At 64.0% G+C, this 20,097-nt stretch carries 18 protein-coding genes; 9 read left to right on the plus strand and 9 right to left on the minus strand.

The window, feature by feature from the left end:
* The first annotated feature begins 77 nt into the window (after positions 1–77).
* A complete protein-coding gene (locus ACW4DH_RS13470) occupies positions 78–1,640 on the plus strand; it encodes a cation:proton antiporter domain-containing protein (RefSeq protein ID WP_459636908.1) in 1,563 nt (520 codons plus the stop codon).
* Here ACW4DH_RS13470 and ACW4DH_RS13475 read toward each other — a convergent pair.
* Positions 1,637–1,804 (minus strand): DUF7230 family protein, encoded by a 168-nt coding sequence (locus ACW4DH_RS13475; protein ID WP_459636909.1) that lies wholly within the window; start codon positions 1,802–1,804, stop codon positions 1,637–1,639. The genes ACW4DH_RS13470 and ACW4DH_RS13475 overlap by 4 nt on opposite strands.
* 62 nt (positions 1,805–1,866) lie before the next feature.
* The gene (locus ACW4DH_RS13480) at positions 1,867–3,183 is read right to left on the minus strand and encodes an MFS transporter (RefSeq protein WP_459636910.1); all 1,317 of its coding nucleotides are present in this window, start codon (positions 3,181–3,183) and stop codon (positions 1,867–1,869) included.
* Between the two features lie 355 nt (positions 3,184–3,538).
* Here ACW4DH_RS13480 and egtB point away from each other — a divergent pair, with 355 nt between their 5' ends.
* From egtB to ACW4DH_RS13500, 4 genes are all read left to right on the plus strand, one after another.
* A complete protein-coding gene (gene egtB, locus ACW4DH_RS13485; protein WP_459636911.1) occupies positions 3,539–4,852 on the plus strand; it encodes an ergothioneine biosynthesis protein EgtB in 1,314 nt (437 codons plus the stop codon).
* Positions 4,853–4,854: 2 nt separating this feature from the next.
* Positions 4,855–5,817: an L-histidine N(alpha)-methyltransferase gene (gene egtD / locus ACW4DH_RS13490; RefSeq protein WP_459636912.1), complete on the plus strand. Its 963-nt coding sequence runs from the start codon at positions 4,855–4,857 to the stop codon at positions 5,815–5,817.
* A gap of 175 nt (positions 5,818–5,992) precedes the next feature.
* Positions 5,993–7,222 carry a YbfB/YjiJ family MFS transporter gene (locus ACW4DH_RS13495; protein WP_459636913.1) on the plus strand — a complete coding sequence of 410 codons (1,230 nt, stop codon included), beginning with the start codon at positions 5,993–5,995 and terminating at the stop codon, positions 7,220–7,222.
* A gap of 2 nt (positions 7,223–7,224) precedes the next feature.
* Positions 7,225–7,842, plus strand: coding sequence for a glutathione S-transferase family protein (locus tag ACW4DH_RS13500; protein ID WP_459636914.1), 618 nt, complete (start codon positions 7,225–7,227; stop codon positions 7,840–7,842).
* 89 nt (positions 7,843–7,931) lie between these two features.
* Here the strand turns inward: ACW4DH_RS13500 and ACW4DH_RS13505 are convergent, their stop codons facing one another.
* Positions 7,932–8,363 carry an OsmC family protein gene (locus tag ACW4DH_RS13505; protein WP_459636915.1) on the minus strand — a complete coding sequence of 144 codons (432 nt, stop codon included), beginning with the start codon at positions 8,361–8,363 and terminating at the stop codon, positions 7,932–7,934.
* A 106-nt stretch (positions 8,364–8,469) separates the two neighbouring features.
* Positions 8,470–9,012 (minus strand): DUF1415 domain-containing protein, encoded by a 543-nt coding sequence (locus ACW4DH_RS13510; RefSeq protein WP_459636916.1) that lies wholly within the window; start codon positions 9,010–9,012, stop codon positions 8,470–8,472.
* 133 nt (positions 9,013–9,145) lie between these two features.
* On the opposite strand from ACW4DH_RS13510, the gene ACW4DH_RS13515 reads away from it, so the two are divergent.
* Positions 9,146–10,045 (plus strand): aldo/keto reductase, encoded by a 900-nt coding sequence (locus ACW4DH_RS13515; RefSeq protein WP_459636917.1) that lies wholly within the window; start codon positions 9,146–9,148, stop codon positions 10,043–10,045.
* 19 nt (positions 10,046–10,064) lie between these two features.
* On the opposite strand, the gene ACW4DH_RS13520 is transcribed toward ACW4DH_RS13515, so the two are convergent.
* Both ACW4DH_RS13520 and nfi read right to left on the minus strand, forming a co-directional pair.
* Positions 10,065–10,598 (minus strand): hypothetical protein, encoded by a 534-nt coding sequence (locus tag ACW4DH_RS13520; RefSeq protein WP_459636918.1) that lies wholly within the window; start codon positions 10,596–10,598, stop codon positions 10,065–10,067.
* Between the two features lie 44 nt (positions 10,599–10,642).
* Positions 10,643–11,359 carry a deoxyribonuclease V gene (gene nfi / locus ACW4DH_RS13525; protein ID WP_459636919.1) on the minus strand — a complete coding sequence of 239 codons (717 nt, stop codon included), beginning with the start codon at positions 11,357–11,359 and terminating at the stop codon, positions 10,643–10,645.
* Between the two features lie 122 nt (positions 11,360–11,481).
* On the opposite strand from nfi, the gene ACW4DH_RS13530 reads away from it, so the two are divergent.
* Together ACW4DH_RS13530 and ACW4DH_RS13535 are read left to right on the plus strand one after the other, a co-directional pair.
* Positions 11,482–12,732, plus strand: coding sequence for an exonuclease SbcCD subunit D C-terminal domain-containing protein (locus tag ACW4DH_RS13530; RefSeq protein WP_459636920.1), 1,251 nt, complete (start codon positions 11,482–11,484; stop codon positions 12,730–12,732).
* Complete coding sequence (locus ACW4DH_RS13535; protein WP_459636921.1) at positions 12,729–16,007, plus strand: AAA family ATPase; 3,279 nt, start codon at positions 12,729–12,731, stop codon at positions 16,005–16,007. The genes ACW4DH_RS13530 and ACW4DH_RS13535 overlap by 4 nt, the downstream gene beginning before the upstream one ends.
* 45 nt (positions 16,008–16,052) lie before the next feature.
* Here the strand turns inward: ACW4DH_RS13535 and wrbA are convergent, their stop codons facing one another.
* Positions 16,053–16,658, minus strand: coding sequence for an NAD(P)H:quinone oxidoreductase (wrbA, locus tag ACW4DH_RS13540; RefSeq protein ID WP_459636922.1), 606 nt, complete (start codon positions 16,656–16,658; stop codon positions 16,053–16,055).
* A gap of 198 nt (positions 16,659–16,856) precedes the next feature.
* Here wrbA and ACW4DH_RS13545 point away from each other — a divergent pair, with 198 nt between their 5' ends.
* Complete coding sequence (locus tag ACW4DH_RS13545) at positions 16,857–17,615, plus strand: FadR/GntR family transcriptional regulator (RefSeq protein ID WP_459636923.1); 759 nt, start codon at positions 16,857–16,859, stop codon at positions 17,613–17,615.
* 32 nt (positions 17,616–17,647) lie between these two features.
* Here ACW4DH_RS13545 and ACW4DH_RS13550 read toward each other — a convergent pair whose 3' ends face one another.
* Together ACW4DH_RS13550 and ACW4DH_RS13555 are read right to left on the minus strand one after the other, a co-directional pair.
* Positions 17,648–19,450, minus strand: a complete 1,803-nt coding sequence (locus tag ACW4DH_RS13550) for an IlvD/Edd family dehydratase (protein ID WP_459636924.1) — start codon at positions 19,448–19,450, stop codon at positions 17,648–17,650.
* Positions 19,451–19,809: 359 nt separating this feature from the next.
* A complete protein-coding gene (locus ACW4DH_RS13555; protein WP_459636931.1) occupies positions 19,810–19,983 on the minus strand; it encodes a hypothetical protein in 174 nt (57 codons plus the stop codon).
* Positions 19,984–20,097 lie beyond the last annotated feature (114 nt).

A 20,097-nucleotide genomic window follows, 5' to 3' on the forward strand; every position in this document is an offset into this window, starting at 1 on the left:
AGGGTAAAACCGCACGCGCTGGCTTGGTCTTGCCTCGTACCGAGCCCCATTCATCGTGCGAATCCTGGAGCGCGCCCATGCTGGAAGTCATCTGCCTGTCGTTCGCCTTCGTTCTCGGCCTGATCGCGCGCGCCTTCGGTCTGCCCGCGTTGATCGGCTTCCTGGCGGCGGGCTTTCTGATCAACCCGCTCGGCGCCATGCTGGCCCTGCCGCCTTCGACGCCGGAGATCCTCGATCATGTCGCTCATCTAGGCGTACTGCTGCTGCTGTTCAGCGTGGGGCTCAAACTCAAGCTCAAGAGCCTGGTGCAGCCCGAGGTCATCGGCGGCGGGCTGCTCCATTTCGTCGTCACCGTCGGCGTATTCGCGCCGGGGCTGCACTGGCTGGGGGACGTTGACTGGACCAATGCCATCGTGCTGGCCATCGCTCTGGCTTTCTCGAGTACCGTGCTGTCGGCCAAGAACCTGGAGGCGCGGCGCGAACTGCGCGCTTTTCACGGCCGGGTGACGATCGGTATCCTGATCATTCAGGACCTGATCGCCCTGTTCGTGCTGGCGTTCTCCGTCGGCCAGATCCCCTCGCCCTGGGCCTTGTGCCTGCTGGGACTGCCGCTGTTGCGCCCGGTGATGCATCGTCTGATCGATGCCAGCGGCCACGACGAGCTGCTGCTGTTGCTGGGGCTGGTGTTGGCGGTGGTGATCGGTGGCGCCGGGTTCGGGGCACTCGGGCTCTCCGGTGAAGTCGGCGCACTGCTGCTCGGCGCGCTGGTTGCCCAGCACCCCCGCGCCCAGGAGATCGGCAAATCGCTGTGGGCGCTCAAGGAGCTGTTTCTGGTCGGCTTCTTTCTCAAGATCGGTATGTCGGGGCTACCCGACTGGCAATCGCTGGGTTTCGCGGTGGCGTTCGTCGCCCTGCTGCCGCTGAAGGGTATGCTGTTCTTCCTGCTGCTGATCCTGTTTCGACTGCGCGCACGCAACGCCTTCCAGGCCGCCCTCAACCTCACCAGCTACAGCGAGTTCGGGCTGATCGTGGCGGCGGCGCTGGTCCCCGATGCGCTGGTGGGTCTGGCGCTCGCTGTGGCGCTGTCGTTTCTGGTGGCCTCTCCCCTGCAACGCCATGCCCATCAGCTGTTCGCGCGCTTCGAACCCCACTTGGTACGCTTCGAGGCGCACACCTGGCATCCCGACGAGCAGCCCGCCTCGCTGGGTAATGCCCAGGTCTTGGTCATCGGCATGGGGCGCACCGGCACGGCCACCTATGACCGTCTCCGCGAGGATGCCACGCCGGCCTTGGGTATCGATGCCGATCCCAGCCGAGTCGAATGGCATAAAGCCCACGACCGTCAGGTGGTGTATGCCGACGGCGAGGACATCAGTTTCTGGAACTCCATCGACATGCGACGGATCCGAGCCGTGGTATTGTCGTTGCCCGATGCCGAGTCGAAGATCTTCGCCGCCCGACAACTGCGTAGCCATGGGTTCACCGGCACCATCGTCGCGCACAGCCTTTATGATGATGAAGCGCAGGCGATCCGCGAGGCCGGTGCCAACCAGACCTACCTGACGATGCACGAAGCCGGCCTGGGCCTGGCCGAACACGTGCGCCAAGGTCTGGGGGCCGACAGGGATGCCACCGGTTAGCGAGGCGCGACCATTAGCGCAGGCCCGCAATGCGAAGGGGGGAGCTTTTCAGCTCCCCCCTTGTGTTTACGGTAGCCGTTCCTGGCCAGCTTCTTCCTGTCGGCGAAGGTCTTGCTACGCTGATAATGCATGGCATGCTTGTGCACGAAATTACGCGTTTTCATGCGCCCTCCTCGGTCTCGGTTGCCTTCGACTCAGACAAGCGCATGGCGTAAAAGTTGCTCGCTTAGCCGGGCATCTCGGCGAGCCGCTGGCCCCGGATCGAGCGCATCAGAAACAGTCCGATGCCAACCCCCATCACGCTCAGCGCACCGACATACAGCGACGGTGTCAACGGATGCAGGCTCATCAGCAGCGATACAACGATCGGCGTGAAACCGCCAAAGATGGCATAAGCCACGTTGTAGGAAAACGACAGTCCGGTGAAACGCACCGCGGCTGGAAATGACTTGACGGCAATCCCCGGCACCACACCGACGATGCCCACCCCGAAACCGGCCAGGGCGTACAGCGGCATCAGCAGATCCGGCTGCTGATCCACCGTGCTCAGCAAGATCCAGTAGGTGGCCCCCAGCAGCACGCTCCACAATGCGATGGTCGCCCCCCCGCCGATGATGTCGGCAAGCTTGCCCGAGACCAGGCAGCCGATGATCACGCAGACGATGGCCACGCTGTTGGCGAGCATGGTGCTGACCGCATCGAGGCCATAGGCCTTCTGCAGCAGTGCCGGCGTCATCAGCAGTACCACCACCACCGCCGCGGTGAGTATCCAGGTCACTGCCATCGACAGTACGATGGCGCCGCGATGCTCACGCAGGATAGTCTTCAGCGGCAGTTCCTCGGCCAGGGCCTTGCGGGCCTGCATCTCGGCGAATACCGGTGTCTCGTGCAACCAGCGACGCAGATAGACCGCCAGCAGGCCGAATACGCCGCCGACCAGAAACGGAATGCGCCAGGCGTAACCGGCCAACTCTTGCGGCGTGAAGGCGGCATTGACGGCGGTGGCCATCAGTGAACCGAGCAGGATGCCCGCCACCAGGCCGGCCGACAGCGAGCCGCAGGCAAACCCGACATGACGCCGATCGACATGCTCGGTGACGAACACCCAGGCACCCGGTACCTCGCCACCCACCGCCGCACCCTGCAGGATGCGCAGTGCCACCAGCGCCAGCGGCGCCAGATAGCCTATCGTCTCGTACGTAGGCAACATGCCCATGATCAGGGTGGGAATCGACATCAGGAAAATCGACAGCGTGAACATCTTCTTGCGCCCCAGCAGATCGCCAAAATGGGCCATGATGATGCCTCCCAGCGGGCGCGCCAGATAACCGGCGGCGAAGATGCCGAAGGTCTGGATCTGGCGCAGCCACTCCGGCATCTCCGGCGGGAAGAACAGCTGGCCGATGACGGTGGCGAAGAAGACGAAGATGATGAAATCGTAGAATTCCAGCGCGCCGCCCAGGGCCGACAGCGACAGCACCTTGACGTCGCCCCGGGACAGCGGGCGAGACGGCGCCGCGTCGGGATCGTGAGGTTTTGACATAATGAACGTTCTTTATCGTGGAGTCGTATTATGAAGTGTCCAGCGCCGCACATGTTCGCCCTAGGGGAAGGTATGTCGGACATCGCGTAGCGCGGCTCGCAGGCTAACAGATTTGCCGCACCGCGTCAGCGCACCGAAGTCAAGTCGCCTTTCGCCGTAGCCGTAATCCTCGCCCCAGCGCCTCGCTACGGCCGCGATCCCTCCGGCGACGACACCTTCATCGTCAGCGACGGATAACAAAGCTTTACCCAAAATGGGCCGGACGACACTTGCGCTCTGGAGCGGGCTGCTACGCTTGAGTGATCTCCCCTGCAGCTTCGCCATTGTGTTTCGCCATCGAGACAGGAGCCCGAACATGTCCCACTTCGCACAGGAACTGCAAACCGAAACCCTCGACAGCCATCACACCAAGGAGTGGCTGCGCCCCTACCAGCGCGTCCGCGCCGCCTCGGAAAGACTCTGTGCCCCGCTGGAGAAGGAAGATTACATGGTGCAGAGCATGCCCGACGTCAGCCCGCCCAAGTGGCATCTGGCTCACGTCAGCTGGTTCTTCGAAGCCTTTTTGCTCACCCCGTTTCTCAAGCACTACAAGACGCTCGACCCCGCCTACGACTTCCTCTTCAACTCCTATTACGAAACTCACGGCAAGCCCTTTCCGCGCGCCAATCGCGGGCTGATTTCAAGGCCCACGGTGGACGACGTCTACCGCTATCGTGCGCACATCGATGCGGCGATGGCGGAACTGCTCGAGCGGCCGCCGGCCGAACATATCGACGAGATCGTTCACCGCGTCATCCTCGGCCTGAACCACGAACAGCAGCACCAGGAACTGCTGGCGATGGATATCAAGCACATCCTCGCCCAGAACCCGCTGCATCCCGTCTATCGTCGCGACCTGACCCCACCGCCCGAGCATGCCGCCGAGCCCCTTGCCTGGCACGCCTACCCCGGTGGCGTGCGTCACGTCGGCTTCGATATTGCCGAGACGGCACGCGCCGGTTTCGCCTTCGACTGCGAGACACCGCGTCATCGCGAGTATGTCGAGGAGTTCCAGCTCGCCAGCCGTCCGGTGACCAATGGCGAGTACATCGCCTTCATGGAGGACGGCGGCTACTCACGCACCGATCTGTGGCTGTCGGACGGCTGGAGCCTGATCCATCAGTTGGGCTGGACCGCGCCACTCTACTGGGAAAAGCGTGACGGTATCTGGCACCACATGACGCTGGGCGGCCTCACGCCAGTCGATCCGCATGCGCCGGTGTGCCACGTCAGTTTCTATGAGGCCGATGCCTACGCGCACTGGGCCGGTGCACGCCTGCCCAGCGAGGCGGAGTGGGAGGTCGCGGCTCAGGACGTCCCCGTGGAGGGCAACTTTGTCGAACGCGACCACCTGCAACCGGTCGCCGCCAGCGCAGCGCTGGGGCATCCGCAGCAGATGTTCGGCGATGTCTGGGAGTGGACCGGCAGCGCCTATCGTCCCTATCCGGGCTTCAAGCCGCTGCCCGGCAGCCTCGGCGAATACAACGGCAAGTTCATGTCCGGACAGATGGTGCTGCGCGGCGGCTGTTGCGCCACGCCCGAGGATCATATCCGCGCCACCTATCGCAACTTCTTCCCGCCGCACGCGCGCTGGGCCTTTTCCGGCTTCCGCCTGGCCAAGGAGAGCTGAACATGACGCTTGCCGTGCACTTCCACGACCTGCACTCGACGCCGGCCGCCAACTCGATGCGCGACGAGATTCTCGCCGGGCTGCGGGCCACGCCCAAGCACGCCTCGCCCAAGTTCTTCTACGACCAGCGCGGCTCCGAGCTGTTCGACGCGATCTGCATCCAGCCCGAGTACTACCCGACGCGCACCGAAGAGGCCATCCTCGGCCAGGCGGCCGATGACATCGCCGCACTGGCGGGGCGGGAAGCGACGCTGGTCGAACTGGGCAGCGGCGCCAGTCGCAAGGTACGTCTGCTGCTCGAGGCCATGCGCCCGTCGAGTTATCTGGGCATCGATATCTCGCGGGACTTCCTGCTCGACAGTACTCGCCGCCTGGCCGCCGACTACCCCTGGCTCGAGGTGCATGCCGCCTGTGCCGACTTCTCGCAGCGCCTGGCCTGGCCCGATGACATGGCCTGTGAGCGTCCGGTGGCATTCTTTCCCGGCTCGAGCATCGGCAACTTCGACCCGCAGGCCGCGGAGGCCTTCCTGCGCCGGCTGCATCCGCTGCTACCGGTGGGCGGTGGTCTGCTCATCGGCGTCGATCTGGTCAAGGACACGGCGATTCTCGAAGCCGCCTACAACGATGCCGCAGGCGTCACGGCCGCATTCAATCTCAACCTGCTGGAGCGGCTGCGCAGTGAGCTCGACGCCGAGCTCGACCCGACGCATTTTGAGCATCGCGCCTTCTTCAACCGGGACGTCTCGCGCATCGAGATGCATCTGGTCAGCACGATGGCGCAGGTGATCACGGTTGCCGGCGAGCGTTTCCGCTTCGCAACCGGCGAGAGCATTCACACCGAGAATTCCTACAAGTACAGCATCGAGGGCTTTCAGGCCCTGGCCGGACGCGCCGGCTTCCGTTCATGTGCCGAATGGGCCGACGACGAGGGGCTGTTCAGCGTGCACTACCTGGAGCGCGAGTGACCTCGCGAAAATGCGGGTAGGAGAGCGTGGGTGAGACCAAGGTGGTCTGCCCCCGGCCGGCACGAGACGTTAAAACGTTAGGGGAATCGTTGTCCGTTGGCGCCCGCCATGCCCGCGTGGCGCCACCGGCGAGCCGCAACGATGCTCAAGGCGCCCTTCGTCACAAGGAACCATTATGCACTCCCCTTCTCACTCCTCCGGCCCGCTGCGGCTGATTGTCATCGGTGCCGCGTCGACCTTCGCCGGCCTGGGACTGGGGCGTTTCGCCTACGCCACACTGCTTCCCGAAATGCTCGAGGCGGGCTGGTTCGATGCCGCCGAAGGGGGCTACATCGGTGCTGCCAACCTGCTCGGTTATCTGCTCGGCGCTTTAAGCAGCGCCTCCTTGATGGCGCGCTTCTCCAGCCGCACCATCGTTCGCGTGACCATGGCATTGATCGCCTTGAGCTTCGTTGCCAGCGCTTGGCCGGCACCTTTCGCATGGTTCGCCTTCTGGCGCCTGATTGCCGGCATCGCCGGCGCCGTGCTGATGGTGGTCGGCACATCGAGCATGCTCGGCGCCATGCACGAGTCCGAACGCAAGCGCGGCGGCCCCTGCCTGTTTCTGGGGATCGGGCTGGGAATCGTACTCTCGGCCACCTTGGTGCCGACATTGATGCCGTTCGGCCTGAGCAGCGTCTGGCTGGGACTGGCCGTGGCCAGCCTGCTGCCCTTGTGGTTGGCGCTGCGCCCATGGCCGGTCGCCGAACGGCCGAAGATGACGCGCGGGCCACGCCGGACAGAGCCGTTGGACAGGCATCTGCGCTGGCCGGTCGTGGCGGTGCTGGTCGCCTACGGCCTCGATGCCATCGGCTTCGTCCCGCATACCCTGTTCTGGGTCGATGCCATCGAGCATCAGTTCGGGCATGCCGCCGGTATCGGCGCGCTACAGTGGGGTATCTTCGGGCTGGGCGCCTTATGCGGGCCATTCATCGCCGGCGCCCTGGCATCGCGTCTAGGCTGGCATCGCAGCCTGATGGCGGCCTTCGTCACCAAGGGCACCGCTGTGCTGCTGCCGGTACTCACGCCCGCCCTGTGGAGCGTATCGCTGTCCTCGTTCTGGGTCGGCGCGCTGATCCCAGGCATCGTGGCACTGACGTCGGGCCGCTTGAACGAACTCGGCGGTGCAACGCGCCATCCTGCCTTGTGGGGGCGTGCCACGGCATCGTTCGCCCTGGCCCAGGCGCTTGGCGCTTATCTGTTCGCCGCACTCTATGCCCATCTGACAACGCCGGCATGGATCTTCCCCATGGCCGCCGGCTCGCTGCTATGGGGTGCCATACTGCTCTGGCTCGGCCGTCGGGCCGGCGCACCGCACGCATCGCCACCCTCCCGTAATACCGTCACCGACCACCACGGAGCCTGATCATGAGCCTGACTCTATTCCTCAACCGAACCTCCCCCTATGCCCGCGTGGCCCGCATCGCAGCCCTGGAAAAGAAACTCGGCGAGCGTCTAACGCTGCACTGGGTCGATCCGTGGCAGAACGATCCCGCCTTGCTCGCCGTCTCACCGGTCGCCAAGGTACCGGTACTGGTGCTCAAGGATGGCACGGCAATCACCGAGACGCTGCTGATCACGCGCATGCTGGACGCCTTCGGCCCGGGCCCCGCGCTATTTCCCGAAACCGAGCTGCCGCAGGTGCTAAGGCTGGCAGGGCTGGGGCAGGGCCTGCTCGACGCAGCGTTTCAGACGGTGATCGCCCGCAAGTATGAGAGTAAGGCCGCAGACGACAGTGTCCTCGGCCGGCGACGCCTGGCGGCGATCGAACGGCTGCTGATCGTTCTGGAGCAGGAGTTGGCACCTCGCCATCGCTATGCCGACGACGCCCACTTGACCATGGACGACATCATTCTCAGCGTGGCGCTCGATTACGTGAGTTTCCGCTTGGGGGAGCTCGACTGGAAGACACGCTTCCCGGCGCTCGGCGCCTGGCAGGATGCACGACTGTCGCGAGAGAGTTTTCACCTCACTGCGTTCGAATGACGCACCGAATGGCGACCCTCGCACAGCATGAACCGTTACGAGCGCCTTATATAGGCGCTCGCATGATGTGCAGAGAGGACAGGAAAAGCTCAGGATTCCAGCGTGGCATCCAAGGTGATCTCGGCCTTGAACAGCTTGGAGACCGGGCAGCCCTCCTTGGCCTTCTGGGCGCACTCATCGAAGGTGGCCTGATCGGCACCCGGCACCCTGGCGGTGGTCTTGAGATGGATCTTGGAGATGGTGAAGCCGCTGTCGTCCTGATCCAGCGAAACCGTGGCCTGAGTCTTGATGCTTTCCGGCTCAAGCTCGGCCTGGCCCAGAATCATCGACAACGCCATCGAAAAGCAGCTGGCGTGCGCCGCGCCGATCAACTCTTCGGGATTGGTACCCGCCTGCCCTTCGAAACGCGTATTGAAGCCATACGGACTCTGCTGGAGCACTCCGCTCTCGGTGGATACCGTACCCTTGCCCTGCTTGAGGCTGCCCTGCCATTCGGCGGAACCTTGCTTTTGGATACTCATGACGTCTCCTTGTGAGATTGAATCCCGTAGTAACGGGCATCGCTGGTTGCACTCACCATCGTTCACTGCTCAGCGTAGACAATATTTGCCACCCTGCAGCCGACATCTAACGCCGGCAGGCATTTAACTGCGCCATCAGGAAGGCCCGGCCCAGCCGATGCATATGGACATGATTGGTTTCGGGAATGCGCTCGGGGTGGGAAAAGTGCGCCAGCGCCTGCTCGATGCTGGCCTCGCGCAGCAGGTGCAGGACCGGATAGGGAGAGCGGTTGGTATAGTTGGCGGGATCGTCCTCCTCGGCATCGGCAAAACAATAGTCGGGATGAAAGCTCGCCAGCTGATAGACACCTTCATACCCTTGATCCGCGAGTAGCGCCTCGGCCATGCCCAGCAGGTCCAGATAAGCGTCGAATTCCTCCACGCCGTCCTGCAGGATCAGCAGTGTGGTTTCGACCTGCGGGTCCTCGTCGAGCAGACGACACTCCTCGATCAGCGCCAGCAGCACCGTTTCGGGCTGGTCTGCCGATACCGCGACGTAACGGATGCTGTCGCGCGTCACCTCGCGACCCGCGAAGGGACAGACGTTGTGCGCCACGACGAAGGAGCGCACCCAGTCGCGGGTGGCCTGAAGATAGGAAGAATCGGGCATGAAGCGGGTTCCGGCGCCGAGGGTAAGAGAAAAGAGCGAGAAGCACGAGTATACGCCTGCCCCGCGGCGGCTTGAATGCATCCTCATGCCGGGCCAACATGAAAGGGACTTCACCTTCTGCAGGGAGTGCAGCATGGCGACACCGGAGAAAAACACGGTCCCCCACGTAACGCTGGCGGACTCCGAGAGTACGGAACCGGCCAGCGTGCCCGCCATCGGCCAGGGCACCTGGCACATGGCCGAGGGCAACGCCCCGCGTCGCGACGAGGTTCGTGCCCTGCAGCAAGGGCTGGAGCGGGGACTGCGATTGATCGATACCGCCGAGATGTATGCCGAGGGCGGCGCCGAGGAAGTGGTCGGCGAGGCTTTGGCCGGGCGGCGCGAGCAGGCGTTCGTGGTCTCCAAGGTCTACCCCTGGAACGCCGGACGCGACAGCGCGATTAGCGCCTGCGAGCGCAGTCTCAAGCGCCTGCGAACCGACCATATCGATCTCTACCTGTTGCACTGGCCGGGCAGCATCCCGCTGGAAGAGACGCTGGAGGTCTTCGAGCGTCTGCGGGAACAGGGCAAGATCCACCGCTTCGGCGTGTCCAATTTCGACAGCGACGAGATGCAGGCACTGCATTCCCTGCCCGGCGGTGAGCACTGCGCCACCGACCAGGTGCTCTACCATCTCGGCTCGCGCGGCATCGAATACGCGCTGCTGCCCTGGCAGCGCCGCCATCATCTGCCGACCATGGCCTACTGTCCGCTCGCCCAGGGCGGCCGCGAGAGCCAGCGCCTGATGGACGACGCCAGCGTTCGCGCCATCGCCGCTGAACACGGCGTGACACCCGCACAGGTACTGCTGGCCTGGGTGATTCGTCCGGTCGAAGGCCAGCATGACGTGATCGCCATTCCCAAGGCGGTGCAGCCCGCCCACCTCGAGCAGAACGCCGCCGCGCTCGAGTTGCGCCTGAGCGACGACGAGCTGCGCCGCCTCGATGAAGCGTTCCCTCCGCCGACGCGCAAGCAGGGGCTGGATATCGTCTAGGGCCCTGTCTGGAAAACGCTCAGAAGCGCCGGACGCTCAACCCCGAATTGGGACCCAGCAATACGCCGAGCACCGGTTCATCGCTGGAGGAGTGTCGCAGCGCGCTCAGCAGCTGTTCGGCCGAGAGCCGCTTGCCCAGCATCAACAGCGATTCGGGCCGAGGCGCTGCCACCGTCTTGCCGCGATAGACTTCCACATCCCGGCCCCCCTCGGCCAGCACCTTGCGACATAACCCGCGCACGTAGTAACGGTTGAAGTCCCCCTCGGCCAGCGTGTCCGCAGCCGTATTGGGAATACGGGCATTCGTGTAGTTTCCCGAGGGGTTCCGGCGCGGTTCGGTACGCTTGAGCAATCCCTGTGCCCTGATTTCGGCGGCCAGCCAGGCATCGTCGTGATGATCCACCGCCTCGCGCAACAATTCCCGCCAGCGTTCGACACCCTTGCGGTTGAGCCGCGGACTGAGCGTGAGCCGTTGCGCATCGATATCCCGCTGCAGCTCTTGCTGCATGCAGGTCCGTACTTCGTCATTCAGGCTTGCATAGGCAATGGCCACGCATTCCTCCGGCTGCGATCCAGGACACACCCCACCCCAGCGTTTCAGGTCGCACGGTGCTCGCCGCGTCGCGAAGCGAGGCGGTCAGCCTGGCGAGTCGGTTCAGGCAACTTGTAACGGGTCACGCAGCGCATCACCCAGTCCACTGCCGTGTCGAGCCCCACGCGGTGTCCCGTGGAGATATACAAAGGTTTGATCTTCTCGCGGGTGCGCAGCACCGCACCGATGGTGATCTCCTTTGCCTCCCTGGAGCCGACCGGATCCTCCGCGCGGACCCGGTCGTGCAACGGCGTCCAGGCGCCCTTGGCCGGCGGCGCATCGTCGTGCCAGCCGCACAAGCGGCTCTTGCCCACACCGATGGTGGGCCGATCGAGCCATAGTCCGAGATGGGCGGCAATACCCAGCCGACGCGGATGGGCGATGCCCATGCCGTCGACCATGATCAGATCCGGCATGACACTCAAGCGCTTGAAGGCTTCTAGCGCCGCCGGCAGCTCGCGAAACGACAGCAGACCGGGAATGTAGGGCATGCGAGTGGGCTCGCGATGCAACACTCGGTCGACGATGTCGAGTTCGGGGTAGGTCATCACCACGATCACCGCACGGGTCGTGGTACCGTCGTCCTCGAAACCGATATCCACCCCGGCAATGTGGCGCACCTCGCCCAGACGATCGCTGCGCTCGATACGTGGGGCGAGCTTCTTCTGCATGGCCACCGCCTCCTGCGGCGCCAATGCCCAGTCATGTAGTGGTACGGTCATGCGTCTCCCTTTGCGCCGTTACCTGGTCCCTCTCATTCAAGTCATGAATGCCATGCACTTCAAGTGGGGCATGTCGCCTATTTCCCAAGCCGTTACAATAGACGCTCGACAGGGAGCCCAACGTGAAGCTAATCCATACCGCAGACTGGCATCTGGGACAGACCTTTCATGGCCAGGACCGCCACTACGAACATCAGCGCTTTCTCGACTGGCTGCTGGACACGCTCGAGTCGCGCCAGCCCGACACACTGTTGGTGGCGGGGGATATCTTTGACGTGGTCAATCCCTCGCTGAAGGCCCAGGAGCAGCTCTACGACTTCATCGTCGCCGCCCACGAAAGGCTGCCACGCCTGACGTTGGTGATGATTGCCGGCAATCACGACAGCGGCGCACGTATCGAACTGCCGGGGCCTTTGCTCCGGCGCCTGCGGGCCCACGCCCTGGGGCGTGTGGTGTGGCTCGACGACGGGCGGCTGGACGCCGAGCGGCTGCTGGTACCGTTGGAAGATGCCAGCGGCGAAGTACGCGCCTGGTGTCTCGCCCTGCCTTTTCTGCGCCCGGCGGAAGTCACCGGTGGCGAGGTCGGCGACGACTACGTGACCGGCATCACCCGGGTTCATCAGCAACTGATCGCGGCGGCCGAGGCGCGGCGCGGCGAAAATCAGGCGCTGGTCGCCATGAGTCATGCTCACCTGCGCGGCGCCGCCGTCTCCGAGGACAGCGAGCGTCCCATCGTGATAGGCGGTGAAGAATCACTGTCGGCCAGCCTGTTTCCCGATGCCATCGCCTATGTCGCGCTGGGGCATCTGCACAAGCCCCAGCAGGTTGGCGAGGCACGCATTCGCTACAGCGGCTCTCCACTGCCCATGGACTTCTCCGAAGCGGGCTATGCCCATCAGGTCGTCGAAGTGACGCTGGATGGCGCTGCCCTCAGCCACTGCGAGGTGTTGCATACCCCACGTGCCGTCGAGATGCTGCGCGTAGGCCCTGCCCCGCTCGAGACGATACTCGCCGAACTCGAGGGGCTCGATAGCGACACGACCCTGCCCCGCGAGCGCTGGCCATGGCTGGAAGTGCGCGTTCAGCTCGACGCACCGCGGGTCGATCTGCGCGCCGGCATCGAGCGCGCCCTGGACGGCCAGGCCGTGCGCCTGATCCGTATCCAGTCGCAGTATACCCACGTCGAGGGTGACATTTCCCCCGCGCATCAGCGCCTGGAAAGCCTGGGGCCGCAGACATTGTTTGAACGCGCCTGGCAGGACAGCTACGGCAGCCTGCCCGATGAAGCGACCCGCCGGGATTTCGCCCACCTGATGCAGACGGTCATCGACAGCGATGCGGCGGATGGTGAAGCAGAGGGCCCGGGCCGATGAAGATTCTCGCCATTCGCCTGAAGAACCTTGCCTCGCTGGCCGGGGAACATGAACTGGATTTTGCCAGCGGTCCGCTACAGGAGAGCGGGCTGTTCGCCATTACCGGCCCCACCGGCGCCGGCAAGAGCACCTTGCTTGACGCACTGTGCCTGGCGTTGTTCGGCAATACCCCACGCCTGCGCGACGCCCCCACGCGGGACTCGCAGTCCCCCGATGTCGGCGCCGAGAGCCTGGTCACCGCCGACCCTCGCACCCTACTGCGCCGGGGCACCGTATCGGGATACGCCGAGGTGGATTTCGTGGGCCGCGACGACGTCGCCTATCGGGCGCGCTGGTCGGTACGTCGCGCACGCGGCAAGGCGGAAGGCCGCATGCAGGCCGCCGAGCAGGCGTTGATTGCACTGCCCGAAGCGCGGGTACTGACCAGCCAGAAGCGTGAATTCGACCGCTTGTTGCCCGAAAAACTGGGGCTCAGCTTCGATCAGTTCACGCGAGCCGTGCTGCTCGCCCAGAGTGAATTCAGCGCCTTCCTCAAAGCCGACGACAACGCCCGCAGCGATCTGCTCGAAAAGCTGACCGATACCGGCATCTACTCGCGCATCTCCATCGAGGCCTATCAGCGCACCAAGCATGCCAGCGACGTGATCAAGCGCCTCGAGTCACGCCTGGAAGGCGAACTGCCCGCCACCGTCGAGCAGCGTACCGCCATGGAAGCGGCAGTCGAGCAGGCTGAACACGCCTGGCAGGCCGTCCAGATCCAGGCCGACAATCTCGGAATCCGTCGCGCCTGGCTCGAACGGGAACACCAGCTTCGCCACAGCTGGCAAAGCGCGGTTGCCAACCGACAGCAAGCCGAAACCGCGCATGCGGCCCTCGCCGATCAGCGCCAGCGACGTGGCCAGCTCGAGGCGCTAGCTCCGCAACATCAGCGTTTTGTACGCCAGCGCGAGCTGCAGCGTCTGCTCTCCGATACGCTCGCCCAGCGAGACGCAACACGTCGTGCACTCGACACCGCCGAACAGCAGCAACGCGAATCCCAGGCGGCTTTCGACAGCACCCAACGCCGAACTGTCCAGGCCCGACAGACCCATCAACAGGCGCAACCGCAGCTCGACGACGCCAGCCAGCAAGCCCAACGCCTCGACTATCTGGCCGAGGAAATCACCGCGCTGAGCGGAGAACGCCATGAGCTGGCGCGTAGCGCGCAACACACCCGGCAGAGCCTTGCCGCCAGGCGTGACGAACGTGACCGGCAGCGGATCGAACTCGAAGGCCTGGAACGCCGGCTAGGTGAGCACGCCTCGCCGGAACATTACCGGCAAGCACTGCAACAGTCCCAGGATCGTGCCCGGGAGCGGCTCATGGCGTTGGAGGACGCCCGCCAGGCCTGGCAGCACTGGCAGCGTCTACAACGACAGCAGGCCGAGCTGAACACCCAACAGCGACACGATAACGAGGCCCGACAGAAGGTTGTCGAAGAGGGCCGCCACGCCAAGCAGCGGCTGAGGCAGGCAGAGCACCATGACCATCAGCTACGCCAAAGCCTCGAGCGCCTGCGCGCCGTGCGCAGCGCCAGTGTCGAGAAGCTACGCGCCCAATTGGAAGACGCCGCACCCTGCCCGGTATGCGGCAGCCTCGAGCATCCCTATCGCCACCAGCCGCCTCCCTCGCCCGCGGTGGAACTACTCGAGCAGACCGAACGCGAGGAAGATCGCCAGCTCGAAGAGATCGCCCGCCAGCTCCAAGCGGCTCGCGAAGCCCATCAGGAGCTCACCGCTCGCTACAAGGCGCTCAGCGCTCAGTTGACCCAGCGCGAGACGCAGCTGACAGAGGCCATGCAAGCCGCTGACGGTGCCCGGCAGGCGCTCGAGTCGCTATCCGCCGGTTGCGAACTGCTGCTTCAGGAGGACAGGCAACGCCAGGCCTGGCTGGACGAGCAGATCGCCTGCGCTTGTCAACAGCGCGACGCCCAGCAACAGGCACTGGAGCAGTTCGATCGCGACCAGCAGCGCCAAGCGCCGCTGCGTGACGCCTTGGCAGCGCTCGATGTGGAGATCGGTAAACTCGAAGGCCAAGCTGATCACGACCGCCAGCGTCTCGCGCAGCTCGACGCCGCCCTGCCCCCCAAGAGCGACGAGCAACGGACCCTGCGCGACATCTTGGCCCAGCGACTCGGTGCGCATGCCAATGTTGCCCAGTGGCGTGCCGCCCTGGAGCATGACGTCAGACAGGCCGAGCAGCAACTGAACCAAGCGCGGGACTCCTTGGACAATGCGCGCCAGCAGTGCCAACGCCTGACCCTGCAACTCGAAAACATGCATGCCCATGAGGCTGCGACCCGGCATGAGCGGGAATCGCTCGACGCCACCCTGCAGGCGTGGCGCGAGGCGCATGCGGACATCGACGACGATATGCTGGAACGCCTGCTGGCCATGGACGATGACGCGCAAGCCGCACTGCGCGAACAGCTGGACCAGGCCGACCAGGCGTTACGCGACAGCCGTCTGTTGGAGCAGGAGCGCTTGGCGACGCTGAGCGAGCATCACCGGAGCTTGCGGGACGTGTCGATGCTCGAGACACCCGAAGCATGCGAGGCCCAAGTGCGTGAACTGGCGACCACCCTGGCCCGCGAAGAGAGAGAACTGGCTCCACGTCAGCGGCAGGCACAGCAACAGCGCGACGACGCCCTGCATGTGCTGCGAGACGATGACCGCCGTCGCCAAGCCATGCGAGCCCTGCAGACGGAACTCGACGCGGCCCAGGTCGAGCACCGCCGCTGGGGTCGTCTCTCCTCGCTGATCGGCTCGGCCGATGGCAAGGCATTTCGACGCATCGCTCAGGCGTACAACCTCGAACTGCTACTGGAGCACGCCAATACCCACCTTGCCGGCCTGTCGCGACGTTACCGCCTGGTACGCGGCGGCAGTCCGCTGGGGCTACTGGTCATCGATACGCAGATGGGTGATGAACAGCGCTCGGTACATTCGCTTTCCGGCGGTGAAACCTTTCTGGTCTCGCTGGCGCTGGCACTGGGGCTGGCCTCGATGGCGTCAGGCAAGCTCAGGATCGAATCGCTATTCATCGACGAGGGGTTCGGCAGCCTCGATCCGCAATCGCTGGCGCTGGCCATGGATGCGCTGGATGGTCTGCAAGCCCAGGGACGCAAGGTCGGAGTGATCTCGCATGTCCAGGAGATGCACGAACGCATCCCGGTGCGCATCTGCGTGGAACCGGCCGGCAATGGCGCCAGCCGGATCCGGCTCGACGCTCATTGAGCCGTAGCGGCTTGCAGGCGAGACCGAGCAGCCGTTCGGGAATGCTTAACGCGCCAGCTTGGCCGCCAGCTCCGCCACATGCTTGCCTTGAAAACGCGCAATGGTCAGCTCGTTTTCGCTGGGCTGACGACTCCCGTCGCCCCCGGCAATGGTAGTGGCCCCATAAGGCGTGCCGCCGGAAACTTCTTCCAGATTGGTCAGCGCCGGGCAGGAGTATGGCACCCCGACAATGACCATGCCGTGATGCAACAGCGTGGTGTGGATCGAGGTCAGCGTGGTTTCCTGGCCACCGTGCTGACTGGCGGTGGAAGTGAAGGCGCTGCCGACCTTGCCGATCAGCTCACCGTTGGCCCACAGTCCGCCGGTCTTGTCCCAGAAGTTGCGCATCTGCGAGGCCATGTTGCCGAAGCGCGTCGGCGAGCCCACGATGATCGCGTCGTACTCCTTCAACGCATTGGGATCGTCGAGTACCGGCGCCTGCTGGTCGAGCTTGTAGCCGGACTTCTGCGCCAGCTCGTCCGGCACCAGTTCGGCGACCTGACGGATATCGACCTGCGTTCCGCCGCCTTCACGCGCGCCTTCGGCAATGGCCTGGGCCAGAGTTTCGATATGTCCGTAACTGGAATAATAAACGACCAGCACCTTGCTCATGGGTGGCTCCTTGAAAATGTGCCATACCGCGAATGTGCTAACAAAGATGGTGCAGCCGACAAGGAGTGTCAAAGCGCCTTGTGCCGCGGCAATCCTGGTCGGGTATGGGACGCATCGATGCAGTCTGGGCCGGCGTCCGCGTTGCTCAAATGTTCAACCTATGGCAGCTTGAAACAAACTTAAACGGATGTTGCATTTGTGAAGGACACTCGACGCAAGACTTCCCGACGGCCCAGTGTTGCCGAAGCGCTGGCCGAAACCATCTTTTCCGGGCATTACCAACCCGGCGACTTCGTACCCAAGGAGATCGATCTCTGCGAACAGTTCGCCATTAACCGCTCCGCCGTGCGCAGCGATCTGCGCCAGTTGGTCGACACCGGCATCATCGAGCGAATCTCGGGCCATGGCTCCAAGGTGCGCGAATATTCAGAGTGGAACATCCTCGATCCGCAGGTCACCGCATGGATGACCCGCTACGCAGCGCCCAACCCTAACGTTCAGCGGGAAATTCTGACCTTTCGCCTGGACGTCGAACCGTATGTCGCCATGACTGCCGCCAAGCGCGCCACCGCACACGACCTGGTCGCAATCGAGGAAGCCTTCGAGGGGATGGGCCAGAACCTGCACGCCGACAGCAGCGAGGTGCACAGGCTGCATAGCGACTACGACGTGGCTTTCCACGAAGCGATCTTCAAAGCGACGCATAACATCGTCTGGGCACAGCTCTCGCATATCCTGCGCCCCTCCATTTACCTGCTGGTATCGATGTCCAACGTCAGCGGAACCGACGACCCCGCCGAGAGCCTGGAACGCCACCGTCGATTGATGGAGAGTATCCGTGCCCGCCAGCCGCGCGACGCCTTTCGCGCCGCCCAGGCGGTTCTCGCCGGAACCGCCAAGGCACTGGGCCTGGAGGGCCCCGAGACGTCTTTAGGTCGCAGCGTGGAACTCGGCTGAGCCACGCTGCGCCGCCCTGCGCCTCTCCCGGTTCAGTGGTTGTCGCGCGGTGGCGTACGACGCGCCACGTCGCGGTATTTGGTTGCCGGCTCCAGCGTCATGCCGCGGTCATGCTGCTCGACCATGCCACGCTGGATTTCCTGCCACGGCGTCTGATGGTCGGGATAGATATAGCCGCCCTGCGATGCCAGACGCTCGCGCCGCTGTCTGATCTCCTCTTCGGACACCAGCAGATTGGCCTCGCCCTTGCGCAGATCGATGCGGATACGATCCCCTGTCTCCAGCAGCGCCAGGCCACCGTTGACTGCCGCTTCGGGTGAGGCGTTGAGAATCGATGGCGAGCCCGATGTGCCCGACTGGCGCCCGTCGCCCAGACAGGGCAAGTCCTCGATGCCGCGCTTGATCAGCGCCTCGGGCGGCTGCATGTTGACCACCTCGGCGCCCCCCGGATGACCGATGGGACCGGCGCCGCGCATCACCAGGACGGTATTCTCGTCGATTTCCAGCGCGGGATCGTCGATGCGCGCATGGTAGTCCTCGGAACCGTCGAATACCGCCACGCGCCCTTCGAAGGCGTCCGGGTCGTCGGGGTTGCTCAGGTAGCGTTCACGGAATTTCGCGGAGATGACGCTGGTCTTCATCAGTGCCGAATCGAACAGGTTGCCCTTGAGATTGATGAAACCGGCTTCTTCGAGCATGGGATTGTCGTAGCGGCGGATGACGTCTTCGTCGAGCGTCTCGCGACCTTCGACGTTCTCCGCCAGCGTACGGCCATTGACCGTCAGTGCCTCGCCATGCAGCTTACCGGCTTTCAATAGTTCGTTGAGCACCGCCGGAACACCACCGGCGCGGTAGAACTCCTCGCACAGGTAGGCGCCCGCCGGCATGACGTTGGAGAGCAGCGGAATCTTGTGACCGAGACGCTGCCAATCGTCATTGGTGAGCTCGATACCCGCATGGCGGGCAATGGCAATGATATGGATCGGTGCGTTGGACGAGCCGCCCAATCCCGAGCAGGCGACGATGGCATTCTCGAAGGCCTCACGCGTGAGGATATCCAGTGGCCGCACATCCTCCCAGACCATGTCGACGATCCGCTCGCCAGTGGTATACGCCACCGCTGAGCGCTCCTTGTAGGGCGCCGGAATGATCGCCGAGCCCGGCAGGCTCATGCCCAGGCATTCAGCCATGGAGTTCATCGTGGAAGCGGTGCCCATGGTGTTGCAGTGGCCGATGGACGGCGCCGAGTCGGTGGCTCGCGAGAGGAACTCCGCATAATCGATATCGCCCGCCGCCAGACGCTTGCGCAGCTCCCAGATAATGGTGCCCGAGCCGACCCGCTCATTACTGCCCCGCCAACCGTTGAGCATCGGCCCGCCGGAAAGCACGATCGCCGGAATGTTGACCGTGGCTGCAGCCATCAGACACGCCGGAGTGGTCTTATCGCAGCCGGTGGTCAGCACCACACCATCCAGCGGGTAGCCGTGCAATACCTCGACCAACCCCAGGTAGGCCAGGTTGCGATCCAGTGCCGCGGTGGGCCGGCGCACGTTCTCGTGAATGGGATGCATGGGAAACTCGAACGGTACACCACCCGCGGCGCGGATGCCGTCCTTGACCCGCTTGACCAGCTCGACGTGATGACGATTGCAGGGTGTGAGGTCCGACCCCGACTGGGCGATGCCGATGATGGGCTTGTTACCGCGCAACTCCTCGAGGGTGATGCCGTAATTCATGTAGCGTTCGATGCAGATCGCCGTGGTCCCGGGATGATCGGGGTTGTCGAACCACCAGCGTGAGCGGAGCTGATCGGGGGTGATCTTACGGTTGCTCATAGGTCTGACGCCTTTACCTGAAGGAAAAGTTACGGTCTGTCTGACAAGAGCTACGCTTGCCGGCTTATCAGACAAGGCCTAGAAGGAAGCACTGCGAGACTTCCAGCGATCTCGATACGACATAAACCAAGGCGGGGCCATGCAGAAAGCCCGTAGTCCCTCATGGGTGAATTAACCAAGGTCAAGAAATCATCTTTGTAGCAGATTAGCCCATTCACCGACCCGCATATGTTAAACACACGGACGATATGTTCAACATAGAAAGGAAGAGAATTCTATCTCTGATCGCTACCTTTGTGTGGGCCACAAGGAGCCGCTCCATGGGCCCGTTGTCGCAGTCCTTGTGGTCCTTGTCCGGCTCAGCCCTCGCGCTTGCGGCCCAACGGGTTGCCCTCCCTGAGCGCCTCGGCGGCGCTGCCCCCGGCGTAGGCCGGCTCGAGCGGTTCGCCGGTGGCCGGATTGACGGCGTGAATGGCGACGCCAGTGCCGGTGATGGCCTGCTGGCCAATGAGTAGCTTGCCTGCCAAGGTCATTGCTGTGTTCCTTCCTGGCCTGGGTGGATTTGCCGATCAGGTCGGGACCCGGCGTGCCAAGTGCGCGTAAAGGGCACGGATACCGAAGGTCCACGGTGGCAGCTTATCGCTACG

This window comes from Halomonas sp. WWR20 (genome assembly GCF_054602495.1).

Excerpts from the sequence above, each read along its gene's own strand:
- ACW4DH_RS13470 (WP_459636908.1), top strand. The coding sequence starts at position 78 with ATGCTGGAAGTCATCTGCCTGTCGTTCGCCTTCGTTCTCGGCCTGATC.
- ACW4DH_RS13475 (WP_459636909.1), bottom strand. The coding sequence starts at position 1,804 with ATGAAAACGCGTAATTTCGTGCACAAGCATGCCATGCATTATCAGCGT.
- ACW4DH_RS13480 (WP_459636910.1), bottom strand. The coding sequence starts at position 3,183 with ATGTCAAAACCTCACGATCCCGACGCGGCGCCGTCTCGCCCGCTGTCC.
- egtB (WP_459636911.1), top strand. The coding sequence starts at position 3,539 with ATGTCCCACTTCGCACAGGAACTGCAAACCGAAACCCTCGACAGCCAT.
- egtD (WP_459636912.1), top strand. The coding sequence starts at position 4,855 with ATGACGCTTGCCGTGCACTTCCACGACCTGCACTCGACGCCGGCCGCC.
- ACW4DH_RS13495 (WP_459636913.1), top strand. The coding sequence starts at position 5,993 with ATGCACTCCCCTTCTCACTCCTCCGGCCCGCTGCGGCTGATTGTCATC.
- ACW4DH_RS13500 (WP_459636914.1), top strand. The coding sequence starts at position 7,225 with ATGAGCCTGACTCTATTCCTCAACCGAACCTCCCCCTATGCCCGCGTG.
- ACW4DH_RS13505 (WP_459636915.1), bottom strand. The coding sequence starts at position 8,363 with ATGAGTATCCAAAAGCAAGGTTCCGCCGAATGGCAGGGCAGCCTCAAG.
- ACW4DH_RS13510 (WP_459636916.1), bottom strand. The coding sequence starts at position 9,012 with ATGCCCGATTCTTCCTATCTTCAGGCCACCCGCGACTGGGTGCGCTCC.
- ACW4DH_RS13515 (WP_459636917.1), top strand. The coding sequence starts at position 9,146 with ATGGCGACACCGGAGAAAAACACGGTCCCCCACGTAACGCTGGCGGAC.
- nfi (WP_459636919.1), bottom strand. The coding sequence starts at position 11,359 with ATGACCGTACCACTACATGACTGGGCATTGGCGCCGCAGGAGGCGGTG.
- ACW4DH_RS13535 (WP_459636921.1), top strand. The coding sequence starts at position 12,729 with ATGAAGATTCTCGCCATTCGCCTGAAGAACCTTGCCTCGCTGGCCGGG.
- wrbA (WP_459636922.1), bottom strand. The coding sequence starts at position 16,658 with ATGAGCAAGGTGCTGGTCGTTTATTATTCCAGTTACGGACATATCGAA.
- ACW4DH_RS13550 (WP_459636924.1), bottom strand. The coding sequence starts at position 19,450 with ATGAGCAACCGTAAGATCACCCCCGATCAGCTCCGCTCACGCTGGTGG.
- ACW4DH_RS13555 (WP_459636931.1), bottom strand. The coding sequence starts at position 19,983 with ATGACCTTGGCAGGCAAGCTACTCATTGGCCAGCAGGCCATCACCGGC.